We start from the raw sequence: 13,921 nt of genomic DNA, 5'->3' as shown, positions 1-13,921 counted from the left end.
CTACGAGTACCGTGATGTCCAATTCCACCGACGCGCCTGAAAAAGCCGGCGCCTCCCGCTACATCATCGCCGACCGTCCGGGCTTCCGCCTGGGCGCCCTGCTCGCAAGTTGGGAAGCCCTGCTTGCGCTGCTGCTGGTGGCCGCCTTCGCCGCCAACGCCATCATGCTGCCGCACTTCCTCGACTTGTACAACCTGGCCGACGGCACCTTCAACTTCAGCGAAAAGGCGCTGATCGCGCTGCCGATGGCGTTGCTGATCATCTGCCGCGAGATCGACATTTCCGTGTCCGGCATCCTGGCGCTGTCGTCGGTGTCAATCGGCCTGGCACACGCCAACGGCATTGCGCCGGAGCTGCTGCTGCCGATCGCGCTGGCCACCGGCACGGCCTGCGGCTGGCTCAATGGCATCATGGTCACGCGCTACCGCCTGCCGTCGATCGTCGTCACGATCGGTACCGTTTCGCTGTTCCGTGGCTTGGCCAGCGTGGTGCTGGGCGATAAGGCCTTCACCGGCTACCCGCAGGTGATGGCCGATTGGGGCCAGGGCTACTTCTTCGGCTTCATCCCGCGTGAATTCATCATCCTGCTGCTGTTCGCAGGCCTGTTCGCGTTCGTGCTGCACGCGACGACGTGCGGCCGCCGCATCTACGCCATCGGCAACAACCCGGTCGCGGCGCGCTTCTCCGGCATCGCCGTCGACCGCTATCGCCTGGTGCTGTTCATGCTGACCGGCGCCATGGCCGGCTTGGCTGCCTACCTGCTGACGGGACGCATCGGCAGCACGCGCCCGAATATCGCCATGGGCTGGGAGCTGGAAGTGATCACGATGGTCATCCTGGGCGGGGTCGGCATCGCCGGAGGCACCGGCACCATCGGCGGCGTGGTGCTGGCCGTCCTGACCCTGGGCACCGTCACTTACGGCCTGTCGCTGGCGAATATCCCGGGCATCTACATGACCATCGTCGTCGGTATCCTGCTACTGGCGACCATCGCCCTGCCACGTCTGCTGCGCGGCCGGAAGACCGCCAAATGAGTTCTTCGATCGAAGCCACCATCGTCCTCGATATCGGAAAAACCAACGTCAAGCTGGTGCTCATCGATGTCGACGGCGCGGTCCTGGCGGAACGCCGCAGTCCGAATACGATACGCAATTGCTCGCCGTATCCGCACCACGACACGGACCGCATCTGGAGCTGGATGCTGGACGGGATGCAGCAGTTTTCGGCGCTGGCGCATGTCGGCGCCATCGTCAGCGTGACGCACGGCGCCACGGCGGCGCTGGTCGATGACGAGGGACTGGTGCTGCCGGTGCTCGACTACGAGTTCGAGATGCCTGGCGAGCAGGGAGCGCGCTATGCCGGCCAGCGGCCGCCCTATTCCGCGACCTACTCGCCGCGGCTGCCGGCCGGCCTGAATCTCGGAAGGCAGCTGGCCTGGCAGGCGCAGGCCTTTCCCGAGGAGTTCCGCCGCGCGCGCCATATCCTGATGTATCCGCAGTATTGGGCGTGGCGTTTGAGCGGCGTGGCGGCCAGCGAGGTCACGTCGCTGGGTTGTCACACCGACCTGTGGCAGCCGGCGCGCCAGCAGTATTCGTCGCTGGTCGAGCGCCTGGGATGGAACGATTTGTTCCCGCCGCTGCAGCCGGCGTGGGCGCCGCTCGGTAACCTGAAGGCGGAGCTGGCGCGGCAAACGGGCTTGCCGTCCGGGTGCAGGGTCTTGTGCGGCATCCATGACAGCAATGCGTCGCTGCTGCGGCATTTCGCGCGCGCGGATGGTGGCGAGGGCGACACGCCGGCGGTGCTGTCCACCGGAACCTGGGTGATCGCCGCCGCGCCGGGCAAGCCGCTGGAAGGTTTGCGCGAGGCGGCCGACATGCTCGCCAACAGCAACGCGATGGGCCAGGCCGTGGCATGCATGCGTTTTATGGGTGGGCGTGAGTTCGGGGCGTTGGCGGGGGCGGAGCTGGAGGTCTGCGGGATGGAGGATTTCCGTTTGCTGATCGAGCGGCAGACGATGGCGCTGCCCTGCTACTCGAAGGCCGGCGGTCCTTTCGCGGGCCGGGCTGGCGAAATTCTCGGGACGGCGCCGCAGGACAACCGGCAGCGTTACGCGCTTGCCACGCTATATTGTGTTTTGATGAGCGACTACTGCCTGGAGCAGTTGGGCGCGGACGGCGCGGTGGTGGTCGAAGGCAGCTACACGGGGAATCCGTGGTTTGCGCCGTTGCTGGCGGCGTTGCGCCCGCGGCAGCAGATCAGCAGCACGGATGACACCAGCGGGACCACCTGCGGCGGCTGGATGCTGCATCACTGGGGCAGCACGGCGGCCGTGCGGAGTACGACGGCGGAGCAATTGAAGATCGATGGCTGGGGCGAATATAAGGAGCGCTGGCTATCCCTCGTGGAAACACGTAGGGCGGATTAGCGCAGCGTAATCCGCCACGCATGCTCCGTTGGCGGCGCATGCACGGCGGATTACGGCGTTCCGCCTAATCCGCCCTACGTGTCTCCGTTGTCAATCACGTTTGTCGGCTACCGGTTGACCGAAATTCGGCGTGCCGTCCGCGTTCCAGTGCAGCACCTGCGCGCGCGTGTGGCGGTTCTGGTCATTCAGCGGATCGCCGACGATGTCACGGTAGTTGCGCGCGTGGTAGACCAGGATATCCGTTTTGCCGTCCGGCGTGGTCGTGAACGAGTTGTGCCCCGGCCCATACTGGCCATTCGCCTCGCTGCTGACAAACACCGGCTTCGGCGATTTGCTCCAGGTGCCGGGCTTCAGTAGATCTCCTCCCGCCGGCGCCGTCAACAAGCCAAGCGCATAGTTCGCATCCGTCGCGCTGGCCGAATAGCTGACAAACACCTTGCCATTCTTGACCAGCACCGCCGGCGCTTCATTGACCGCGTGCTTGACCTTTTCCCAGTCATACTCGGGCTTTGTCAGCATCACCGCAGGGCCTTTGATCGACGACGGCGTATCCATCGCGGCGATGTAGATGTTGGTGGCGTGCGTGGTCGATTCCGGGGCCACCTGCGTCCACAGCAAATAGCGTTTGCCGCCCATGGCGAACGTGGTGGCGTCCAGAGAGAACGACTCCCAGCCCGTCTTGAGCTGCCCTAGCTCCTTCCATTCGCCCTCCAGGGGATTGGGCGAGCTGTTTTCCAGCACGTACAGGCGGATCTCCCAAATCTTCTCGGCGCTGCCTGCGGTGAAGTAGATATACCATTTGCCGTCGATGTGGTGCATTTCCGGCGCCCAGATGTGCGCACCCATGATGCCGCTTGCGTGCTTGCGCCACACCACCTTGGCCTCGGCCGATCCAAGGTCGTTGAGCGAGCGGGCGCGCCGCAGCTCGATGCGGTCGTACTCCGGCGCCGTGGCGGTAAAGTAGTAATAGCCGTCGCTGTGCAGCGAGACCTGCGGGTCGGCCCGCTGTTTGACCAGCGGGTTGTTGAATACCGGTTCCGCCGCCGATGCGACGAGCGCAAACGAAAAAACAGCGGCCATACAGGCCGCCGTTTTCAGTCCGCGCGCAATAAACGCTTGCGCCATGGATGCCCTTAGTTTTTAAACGCTCAGTTTTTGAACGACACACTCACAAAGTAACGGCGGCCGGACCACGCCAATTCGTTCACACGGAACGTATCGCCGGCGTCGGTGGTCTGGGCCTGGTCCGTCAAGTTCTTGCCTTCGATGGAGAACGTGATGTTGTCATTGTAGCGATATTGGAACTTCGCGTCGAGGAAACCGGTCTTCTCCTGGAAGTTCGGATTGCCCGAAACGTCGTTGCTACCGGTGTAGAAACGGTCGCGGTAGTTATAGGCGAGACGCGCGTTGACCTTGCCCAGGTCATACCACAGCGCGAGGTTGTAGCTGTTTTTCGACAGTCCGGCATACGGCAGCACCGTGCCGTCCAGGATGTTCAAGCGCTCGGTCCCCGCCGCATATTTGTACGTCATGCGGGTGTAGTTGGCGTCGCCGCCGAAGCCACCGAGCCAGCCAGGCAGGAAGGTGAAGGCGGTGCGCGCCGTCAGTTCGATGCCTTTGGTGGTGGCGCCCTTGCCATTGATCGCTTGCGTGACGTCGAAATATTCACCGTTCTTAAACAGGTCCACGTGTTTGACGATTTGCTTCTCCAGGATGTAGCTGTCGATATCCTTCTTGAACAAACCAACGCTCACCTGGCTGTCGGCGCTCGGATAATATTCGAAGCTCAAATCGGTGTTCTTGGCGCGGAACGGCTTCAGATCCGGATTGCCGGCTGTGCAATCGTCGTCGCCGTCGCCGCCGAACACCGCCAGGCCGCTGTTGCGGATGCAGCGGGCGTTGGGCACCAGCAGGTCGACACTGGGCCGCGACATGACCTTGGACAGGCCGAATCGCACCATGAACTTGTCGGGCACCACCCAACCCATGACGTTCAGGCTAGGCAGGTAGTCGTGGTAGGTATTCTCGAGCGTGGCGATGTTGGTGCCGAACAGGTAGTCGGAGTAGCCGCTTCCGCTGCTTGGATTAGCCATGCGCACGCCGTACGTCTGCGAACCCGTTGACTTGTCGCGCGTGCCGGTATAGCGGACCCCGACGTTACCCCATATCTGGTGGTCATACAGTTCGGTGTCGAAGTCGACGCGCAGATAGGCCGACTTGATGCGCTCTTCGACCCGATACACCGGCACTTGCGGGTGCATCGCGCCGTCGGTGCCCAAGCCGTTGTAAATGGTGTCGAAGTTGAACTTGGACGGGTTGAAGAATTGCGCCGCCTGGCTATAGACCGGCGCCAGCCAACCACTCGGGATATTGTCAACCTTGTCGTAGCCGCCGAAGAACGTACCCGGCGAGCGACCGCGCACGGCATCGACCAGCTGCGCCATCTGCGCGGCGCTCAGGTAGCCGCTCGAACTGGGGGCGTTGACCGCGCTGATGACATCGGGCGCGCGAATCACGCCCGTCTTGTTGTTCGGATCATAGGTGAGGGTCTGGTTTGCATTAGCCCCGCCGACGTTGATGTCGTCCGCCGTGCTCACCAGATCGGCGCCGCTACTGAACTTATACGGATCGCCTTTGTACTGCTGCGCCGACGCCTTGCGCGCCTGAACGCCGAACCAGACCTTGCTGAAGAATGGCGTCGACAGACGGTACTTGAAATCCAGCTTGGCCTGGTCTTCGTCGTTTTTGGTTTCGTAGGGCCGGTATTGCAGCTCGGCGCGCACGTAGGAGCTGCTGTCGTCGGGCGAATAACCTTGCGGGAAGGTGAAGTGCGGCATGCCCTGTTTGTCGAGCGAGACCTTCAGCCCTGGCGCGTTCTGCGTCAATACGATGCTGTTGGTCTCATTGTGGTAGTTCGAGCGCGATGTGCCACCGAGACCTTCGATCTCCAACGGACCGTTTTTGTAAGTGAAGCCCGTGCTCACGTAGCGCGAATCGATCTTCAGGTCGAAGTCGCGCGCCGAGGTACTGAACGCGCCCTGTGCGCCGATACCGGCCAGGTAGGTGCAATTGCCGACGGTGTAGTCGGTCACATAGTGGTTGGTGACGGTCATCCCCGCCGGCGTCGAGGTGGTCGGCGCGGCGACACAGCTTCCGCCGCTGGGCACGCCGGAGGCGCTGTAGGTTGGCGCCACGCCGGCGTTGGCCAGGCGGGTGACCGCGCCGAACTCGGTGCCGAAATTGCGATCGTTGAGACGCTGGTCCTGCTTGTTGCCCTGGTAGCTTACATAGGCTTTCAGCTCGTTGCTGAATTTATACTGCGCCGTGAGCTCCGCCGACGAGCGTTTGTGGTCGCGGGTCCAGATGCCGTAACGCGGCACGCCCGGCGAGTAATCGTACCATTGCGAGCTGCAAGCGGTGCGCTGGGCCGGTGTCAATGCGGTGGACGAGCAACCGGATGCTTGCGAAATGCCGGCCACCGCCGGATCGAGCGAGGTGACGGTCTTCTCGGGCGAGAAGTCCCAGTCGCGCAGGAAGCGCCAGCTGGTGTTGCGCGTGTAGTCGTTGCGGGTGCGGACGTCGTCATACACCACGTTGGCCATCACGCCGAGGCGGCCGTCGAGGAACTGGTCGGCGATCAGCAGGCTGGCGCGCGGCTGCACGCCGCCACGGCTCGACGCCTGCTCGCCCGAGAGCGTGCCGGCCATCGTAAACTTCTTGAAGTCCAGCGGCTTGCGCGTGGTGATCACCACCGTGCCGCCCACGCCACCCTCGGTCAGGTCGGCGGTGCTACCCTTGAAGACGTCGATCGAGGCGATCAACTCTGAGGCCAGCTCGCGCAGCTCGGCGCCGCGACCGGCGCCGCCATTGGTGCCCAGCACCGACATGCCGTTGACCTCGACCCGGTTCAAATTCGGCTCGACGCCCCGGATGGAGATTTGCGAGCCTTCGCCGAAATCGCGCGTGAGCTGCACGCCGGTGATGCGCGACAGCGCTTCGCCCACGTTCTTGTCCGGGAACTGGTTGATGTCCTCCGCCACCAGCGAGTCGGAGACGGTGGAGTTGCGGATCTTGCGGTCGATCGCCGACGCCACCGATTTACGGGTGCCGACCACGGTGACGACGGCTGGCGCCACGTCGTCCGGCGCGCGCGGCGTGGCCGCGGGCTGGGAGGCTGGCGCGGCGGCGTCGGTCGATTGCGCCATCGCGCCGCTACTGGCCAGGATGGAGGCGACCGCCGACGCCACAGCGGCTACGATGACACGCTGGGTGGTGCGGCTGCCGGTTTGCTTCGAGTGCTTACCTGATGTGTTCATTGTTGTGTTCACTTTTGTCTCCCGTCGTCTCGGCCTTGGGATCCGGCCTTAGTTTTATGATCAGCTTGTGAGCGCATTCTAGTAGTCGCTTGCGCATAAAAATCATCGCCCGCTCAAAGAATCACAATGATGATCACCAATCGCTCTTCCTTTAGAATCTGGCAGTGCAGCATTCAACCGCGTTAAACTGTGATCATGACGACCTACGACACCTTCAAATCCCGCGCCGGCCAGGCGCTCCCCAAACTCGATGCGTCCGAGATCCGCAGAATCGAACGCTTCGGCGCGCGCGCCTGCTACCGCGACGGCGAGATGCTGTTCGAGGCAGGTCGCAGCACCTTCGGCATGTTCGTTCTGCTGGCCGGGAAAATCCGCATCAGCCGCTATGACGGATTGGGAAATACCTCGGTCATCACCGAACATCTGCCGGGCGAATTCGCCGGCGAAATGAGCCAGCTGTCGAACGCGCCATCGCTGGTCAACGGCCACGCGATCGGCGCCGTCGAAGTGCTGGTGCTGACCACGCAGTCGCTGCGCGCGCTGCTGGTGGCGGAGGCGGAACTGGGCGAGAAGATCGTGCGCGCCTTCATATTGCGGCGCGTCGAACTGATGGATAACGGCGCCAGCGGCGTCGTCCTGATTGCAACACCGGGCCATCCGCGCATGCACGCGCTGCAGGGCTGGTTGAACAGCAACGGGATTCCCAACAAGGTGCTCGACCCGCAGGCCGACGAGCAGGCGCGCGCGCTATGCGAACGCCACCACCCGCTGCCGGAGGACATGCCGCTGGTGGTGTGCCCCGACGGCAGTGTGCGCAAAAACCCCACGACGGTCGAACTGGGACGCTGCCTGGGCACCCTGCCGGAGCTGAACTCCAACCAGGTGTGGGACGTGATCGTGGTCGGCGCCGGGCCGGCCGGGCTGGCGACGGCGGTATATGCGGCTTCCGAGGGCTTGTCGGTGCTGGCGCTCGAGACGCGCGCCTACGGCGGCCAGGCCGCGGCCAGCGCCCGCATCGAAAATTACCTCGGATTCCCGACCGGGATCTCCGGCCGCGCGCTGGCTGGCCGCGCATACGTGCAGTCGCGCAAATTCGGCGTGGAACTGGCGATCCCCGCGCCGGCCGGACGACTGGTGTGCGACAGCTATCCGCTTGAGGTGGAAATGTGCGGCAGCCTGCAACGGCTGCAAGCGCGCGCGGTGGTGCTGTCATGCGGGGCGCGCTATCGCCGCCCTTCCCTGGCCAACTTGACGCAGTTCGAGGGCAAGGGCGTGTACTACTGGGCCTCGCCGTTGGAGGCCAAACTGTGCGCCAGCGAGGAAGTGATCCTGGTCGGCGGCGGCAATTCGGCCGGCCAGGCAGCGGTGTTCCTGTCCGGCTTCGCGTCCAGGGTGCATATGTTGGTCAGGAAGGACAGCCTGGCGTCGACGATGTCGAGCTATCTGATCGAACGGATCGAAGCGACGCCGAACATCGTGCTGCACACGCACTCCGAGATCGTCGCACTGGAAGGCAGCAGCGAGGAAGGCTTGCGGCAGGTCCGCGTGCGCGACAACCGCGACGACGTCGAAACCGACTACGACGTGCGCCGCCTGTTCCTGTTCATCGGCGCCGATCCGAATACCGGCTGGCTGGGCGACTGCGGCGTGGAAGTCGACGCCAAAGGCTTCATCCTGACCGGCTACGACGCGCCGGGCTGCGCGCTGGGAAGCCGCCAGGCCAGCCTGGAGACCAGCGTGCCGGGAGTGTTCGCCATCGGCGACGTGCGCGCCAACTCGACCAAGCGGGTGGCCGCCGCCGTCGGCGAAGGCGCCGCCGTGGTGTCGCAGATACACGCGTTCCTGGCACGGCGGGACATGGAGCAATGAGTCAGGTGAAGGCCAGGGTATGCCGGGCGGCCGCCAGGACCGCCACCTTGACCGGATCGAATTTGTGCGGCGCGGCATACCGCTAGCCCCCCTGCACAGACATCGTTACTGGGGCAGCCCGGTCGTGACGATGTCGGTGCCCGTGTAGAGCAGCAGGTTGGGCGAGCCGGTGCCAGCGTTCCACACCTTGTTGGGGGTGGCGCGCGACTTGATCAGCTGAGCGACCTGGCTCGGGATCAGCGTTGGCTGGGCCTGGAGCAGCAACGCGACACTGCCCGCCACGTGCGGCGACGCCATCGACGTTCCGCTCATCGTGGCCACGGCCGTATTGCTGGAGATGCCCGCCGACGTGATGGACGAGCCGGGAGCAAAGATGTCCAGGCAGCGTCCCCGGTTGGAGTAGGAGGCACGCGCATCGTTGCTGCCGGTGGCGCCGACGGTGATGGCCGACGGCTCGCGGGCCGGCGAACTGGTGCACGCATCCACATTGGAATTGCCCGCGGCAACCGCCACGCTGATGCCGCGCGACACCACATTGGCCACGGCCCGGTCCAGCGTGGAGGAGATGCCGCCGCCGAGCGACATGTTGACCACGGCCGGACGTACGCCGTTGGCAGCCACCCAATCCAGGCCGGCGAGCACGCCGCTCATGCTGCCGGACCCATCGCAGGCCAGCACCCGCACCGGCACGATGCTTGCCCCTTTCGCGATGCCGTACGTGGCGCCCGCCGCCGTGGCGGCGACGTGGGTGCCGTGGCCGTGGCAGTCGTTGGTGCCATTGCCATCGGCAATCGCGCTATAGCCAGCGCGCACGCGCCCGCCGAAGTCGACATGGGAGGCGCGCACGCCGGTGTCCAGCACATAGATTTGCACGCCCTGGCCGTTGGCCGCGTAACTGTAGGCGCCATTGAGCGGCAAGGCGCGCTGGTCGGACCGGTCCAATCCCCACGGCGCGCTGGTTTGCGTGATTTGGGTATGCGTCACAACCATGTCGGGCTCGATGGATTCCACCAGCGGATGGCGGCGGATGGCTTCCAGGTAGTGGGCGCTCGACTTGGTCGGCAGCGTCACCGTGAAGCCTTTGACGGCGTGTTCGTAGACGAAGTCCGGACGGGTGCCGGAACCATTGGCCAACGACTCGGCGTGCTGCTTCACGGCGCCGGCGCCGGGCTTGAAGACGATGATGTAACGGGTGCGCTCGGCTTGCGGGGACCGCTCCGAAGGCTGGGCGATCGCCGACGTGCTCAGCACGGCGCCGAGCAACGGAACCATCACTACGGTGGACAGGGTGACAAACGTGCGGCGCGCAGCGGCGCCTTGCTTCTGCAACATGGTTTAGCCTCTATAAGATTGATAGAGGCCGGCAAGGAATGTAGTCCTTAGACGGTAGCCCAGCTGCCATGGCGCGGACTGCGCTGTAGGCCTGAAGCTTTGCGTCCCGAGGCTTTCGCCTGGTTTGCCCTCTGGTTTCAATGAAAGCGAGGTTACCACGAAGACTTGCGGCACAAACACTTAATGCGATCAGGACAGCCGGATTTCCGTGGCATGTCGCCTGCACACAACTAGCTCATCTGTAGAGGCCGGACGCTTGCCGCAGTCTAGCGGCGCAAGCCGTACCATGCGCAAGCGATGGTCGGAACACCGAGCGCGACGGCGGAGACGTAATCCCACACGCCGTCCCCCAGCAACGCGGAAATCAGGCCGATCGCCGTCAGTATCGCCAGCGCGATGGGCGCTCCCCACATGCGACCGAAGGAACTCGCGCTCATCGCGCCTCCCCATCGGTGGCGTAGGCGGGCTCGCGCAATTCCGCGACAACATCATCATCCTCTTTGCGCACGTGCGCCCTGGCCTGCACGCCCCGCTTCAACCACAGATATAACCCGCTGCCCAGCACGAAGATGGTGGCGATATCGAGCATCGCCCACAGGAACTGCATCCACGCGCCGCCGTAGTCGCCGAAGTGCAGCGGCTGTGACACCAGCAGCGCCGTCAGGTACCACGGCAACGCGCGGCGATCGGTGATCTCGCTGGTTTGCGCATCGATCAGCACCGGCTTGTACAAGCGCGACGTCAGCGCCTCGCTGCCATGCATGAAGATGCCGTAATGATGCGGGCTGGAGAACGCGGTGCCCGGAAAGGCGACGAAGGCCACCTGCATGCCCGGCTCGGCGGCAACGGCGTTGTCCATCGCCTTTTGCATCGAACCCAGCTTGCCCGGCAGCGGCATATTCTTATACGGCGCAATCATCGCCGCCATTTCGGTGCTTTGCCAGTACTTCACCAGCAGATCGGCCCAGGTGTTGATCATGCCGGTGGCGCCCACCACCAGCGCCCACGTGAGCGTGACGATGCCCAGCATATTGTGCAGGTCCAGCCATTTGACGCGCGGACCGCGCTCGCGCCGCACCTCGCCGAATTGCAGCTTGCGCATGAACGGCGCGTACAGCACGACGCCGGAAATGATCGCCACCACCAGCAGCAGCCCCATGAAGCCGAGGAACAATTTGCCCCACAGGCCGGCGTATAAATCGACGTGCAGGTGGAACATCACACCCAGGAAGGTGCCTTCGAAACTCGGCTCGGCCAGCACTTTGGCGGTGCGCGCATCGACGGCGACCGACTTGAAGCCCTCGTCGGTCGGATGGTCGCCCATCGTCAGGTACCAGATCTCGCGCTCGTCCGCCTCCTGCGACATGTACATCACCAGCTTGTTCGGATAGCGCGCCTTGGCGGCGGCGATAACGGCGTCGAGATCGGCTTTGGGTGTGTCCGGCGCCATCTTGGGCGCCTCGATGGCGTTGCCTAGCAGGTGGTCGATTTCGTGGTGGTAGATCAGCGGCAAGCCGGTCAGGCACAGCAGCAGCATGAACACGGTGCAGACCAGGCTGCTCCACTTATGAATCCAGGCCCAGCGGCGAACGGTAACAGGTGTCATTATGAAAGTGAGTCGGCAAACCGGAAATTACAATGATAATGCAAATCACTCTCATTTAGTAGCGAAACTGCGGCGCGCAGCGCTATAATTGAGAATCGCTCTCATTTACTTACCAAAAATTAAACGAATCATGCACACTCCACATCTGAAATTGTCCCCTTTCGCGCTTGCCGCAATGCTTATGGTCAGCGCCGCCGGCGCGCAGAGTCAAACTGCTTCGGTAGCGGCCGATACTGCCGAGGGCAAGATCCAGACCGTCGTCATCAGCGCTTCGGCGGATGCGTCCGCCGAAGGGTTGACCAAGGATTACGCCGGCGGCCAGGTCGCGCGCGGCGGCCGTCTGGGCCTGCTCGGCAATGTGGACATGATGGATACGCCGTTTAATACGCTGAACTTCACGCAGGCCGTGATCCAGGACCAGCAGGCGCGCAGCGTCGCCGACGTGCTGCAGAACGATCCGTCGGTGCGCGTCGCGCGCGGCTTCGGCAACTACCAGGAGCTGTATGTCATTCGCGGCTTCCCGGTCAACTCGGATGATCTGGCCTATAACGGTTTGTTCGGTTTGCTGCCGCGCCAGTTCGTCGCCTCCGAATTGCTCGAACGCGTGGAAGTGCTGCGCGGCGCGAACTCTTTCATCAACGGCGCGGCGCCGGGCGGTGGCGGCGTCGGTGGTTCGATCAACCTGCTGCCCAAGCGCGCCAGCAACAACCCGCTGACGCAGCTGACGGTCGGTGTCGATAGCGGCGGCCAGGGTTACGGCGCGGTCGACATCGGCCGCCGCTTCGGCGAGAACGGCAACACCGGCATCCGCGTCAACGCGGTGCGCCGCGACGGCGACACGCCCATCGATGGCGAGAAGCGCGAGTTGTCGGTGGCGTCAGTTGGTCTGGACTTCCAGGGACGCGGCTTCCGCCTGTCGGCCGATGCCGGCTACCAGAACCACAATCTGCAAGGCGCGCGTCCGAGCGTGACCGTCAACAAAGACGTGGCCCTGCCCTCCGCGCCGGACTCCGACAGCAACTGGGCGCAGAAGTGGACGCACTCGAAGGAGCGCGACACCTTCGGCACGCTGCGCGGCGAAGTCGATCTGGCCAAGGACACGGTGGCGTGGGCCGCGATGGGCGCGCGCAGCGGCGACGAGTCCAACATCATCGCCGAGCCGACCGTCAGCAGCGCCGCCGGCGCGGCAAGCATGTATCGCTTCGACAACGTGCGCCATGACAGCGTGCGCACCGGTGAAATCGGCGTGCGCACCAAGCTGCGCACCGGCGCCATCGGCCATAGCCTGAGCGCGACCGCGTCGGGTTTCTGGACTGAGTCGCGCAACGCCTACGCGTTCAGTAACTTCGCCGGCTTCGCGACCAATATCTTCAACCCGGTCGATGTCGCGGCGCCGGTCGCCGACTTCTTCGTCGGTGGTTCCATGAGCGATCCGAAGCTGACCGCCAAGTCCATCCTGTCCAGCTACGCACTGGCGGACACGCTGTCCATGCTGGACGATAAAGTGCTGCTGACGGTTGGTGTGCGCCGCCAAAACATCAAGTCGGACAGCTACGACTACAACTCCGGCGTGTCGCTGTCGCACTACGACCAAAGCAAAAACACGCCGATGGCCGGCATTGTTTACCGCCCGGTGAAAGCGGTGTCGCTGTACGCGAACTACACCGAGGGCCTGCAGCAAGGTGCGGTGGCTTCCGGTGATGTCGACAATATCGGCCAGGCCTTCGCGCCTTACGTATCGAAGCAGAAGGAAATCGGCGTGAAGTACGATGTCGGCACCCTGGGCGCCAGCGCGGCGGTGTTCAGCACCAAGCAGCCATCGGCGTATGTGCAAAACAGGATCTTCGGCGTCTTCGGCGAACAGCGCAATCGCGGTCTGGAGATGACCGTGTTTGGCGTGCCGACGAGCGGCCTGCGTGTGTTGGGCGGTCTGACATTGCTCGACGCCGAGCAGCGCGTTACCGCCGGCGGACTCAATCAAGGCAACGACGTGATTGGCGTGCCGAAGACGCAGGCAAACATCGGCGCGGAATGGGATGTGCCGGGCGTGCGCGGCCTGAACCTGAACGCGCGGGCGTTGTACACGTCGTCGCAGTACGCCGACGGCGCGAACAAGCAGGAGCTGGCGTCGTGGAGCCGCTTGGATATCGGCGCGAGTTATGTCGCGACCATCGCAGATCGCAAGGTCACCTTCCGCGCGCGAATCGATAACGTCGCGGACAAGAGCTACTGGGCGTCGGCCGGTGGTTATCCGGGTTCGGGGTATCTGGTGCTTGGTTCGCCGCGTACGGCGGTGCTGTCAGCGACGGTGGACTTTTAATCAGTCGCAAATCCTCGCGACGCATAAAAGCGGTGAGCACCCAGGCGGCGGTC

Annotated in this window: 9 protein-coding genes and 1 riboswitch; of the genes, 4 read left to right on the top strand and 5 right to left on the bottom strand. The window is 64.0% G+C overall.

From position 1 onward, the window contains the following. Positions 1-14 precede the first annotated feature (14 nt). Both AC0IYS_RS15425 and AC0IYS_RS15420 read left to right on the top strand, forming a co-directional pair. Entirely contained in the window at positions 15-1,034 is a 1,020-nt protein-coding gene (locus tag AC0IYS_RS15425; RefSeq protein WP_471708882.1) for an ABC transporter permease, read from the top strand. Next, positions 1,031-2,425 (top strand): FGGY-family carbohydrate kinase, encoded by a 1,395-nt coding sequence (locus tag AC0IYS_RS15420; protein WP_471705966.1) that lies wholly within the window; start codon positions 1,031-1,033, stop codon positions 2,423-2,425. The genes AC0IYS_RS15425 and AC0IYS_RS15420 overlap by 4 nt, the downstream gene beginning before the upstream one ends. Positions 2,426-2,515: 90 nt before the next feature. On the opposite strand, the gene AC0IYS_RS15415 is transcribed toward AC0IYS_RS15420, so the two are convergent. Both AC0IYS_RS15415 and AC0IYS_RS15410 read right to left on the bottom strand, forming a co-directional pair. Then, positions 2,516-3,505, bottom strand: coding sequence for a glycoside hydrolase family 43 protein (locus tag AC0IYS_RS15415; protein ID WP_471705965.1), 990 nt, complete (start codon positions 3,503-3,505; stop codon positions 2,516-2,518). A gap of 68 nt (positions 3,506-3,573) precedes the next feature. After that, positions 3,574-6,741 (bottom strand): TonB-dependent receptor, encoded by a 3,168-nt coding sequence (locus AC0IYS_RS15410; protein ID WP_471705964.1) that lies wholly within the window; start codon positions 6,739-6,741, stop codon positions 3,574-3,576. A gap of 195 nt (positions 6,742-6,936) precedes the next feature. Here AC0IYS_RS15410 and AC0IYS_RS15405 point away from each other — a divergent pair, with 195 nt between their 5' ends. Beyond that, the gene (locus tag AC0IYS_RS15405; protein WP_471705963.1) at positions 6,937-8,610 is read left to right on the top strand and encodes an FAD-dependent oxidoreductase; all 1,674 of its coding nucleotides are present in this window, start codon (positions 6,937-6,939) and stop codon (positions 8,608-8,610) included. Between the two features lie 105 nt (positions 8,611-8,715). Here the strand turns inward: AC0IYS_RS15405 and AC0IYS_RS15400 are convergent, their stop codons facing one another. The 3 genes from AC0IYS_RS15400 to AC0IYS_RS15390 form a co-directional block, all read right to left on the bottom strand. After that, a complete protein-coding gene (locus tag AC0IYS_RS15400; protein ID WP_471705962.1) occupies positions 8,716-9,942 on the bottom strand; it encodes a S8 family peptidase in 1,227 nt (408 codons plus the stop codon). Positions 9,943-9,992: 50 nt separating this feature from the next. Beyond that, a riboswitch (cyclic di-GMP riboswitch) is annotated at positions 9,993-10,081 on the bottom strand. 127 nt (positions 10,082-10,208) lie between these two features. Then, positions 10,209-10,379 (bottom strand): hypothetical protein, encoded by a 171-nt coding sequence (locus AC0IYS_RS15395; RefSeq protein WP_471705961.1) that lies wholly within the window; start codon positions 10,377-10,379, stop codon positions 10,209-10,211. Beyond that, on the bottom strand, positions 10,376-11,548 hold the full coding sequence (locus tag AC0IYS_RS15390) for a PepSY-associated TM helix domain-containing protein (protein ID WP_471705960.1): 1,173 nt from the start codon (positions 11,546-11,548) through the stop codon (positions 10,376-10,378). The genes AC0IYS_RS15395 and AC0IYS_RS15390 overlap by 4 nt, the downstream gene beginning before the upstream one ends. A 130-nt stretch (positions 11,549-11,678) precedes the next feature. Between AC0IYS_RS15390 and AC0IYS_RS15385 the strand changes: the two genes are divergently transcribed. Beyond that, on the top strand, positions 11,679-13,868 hold the full coding sequence (locus tag AC0IYS_RS15385) for a TonB-dependent receptor (RefSeq protein WP_471705959.1): 2,190 nt from the start codon (positions 11,679-11,681) through the stop codon (positions 13,866-13,868). Positions 13,869-13,921 lie beyond the last annotated feature (53 nt).

This window comes from Duganella sp. AC237 (assembly GCF_979254035.1).
This window is presented reverse-complemented; position numbering and strand designations above follow the sequence as displayed.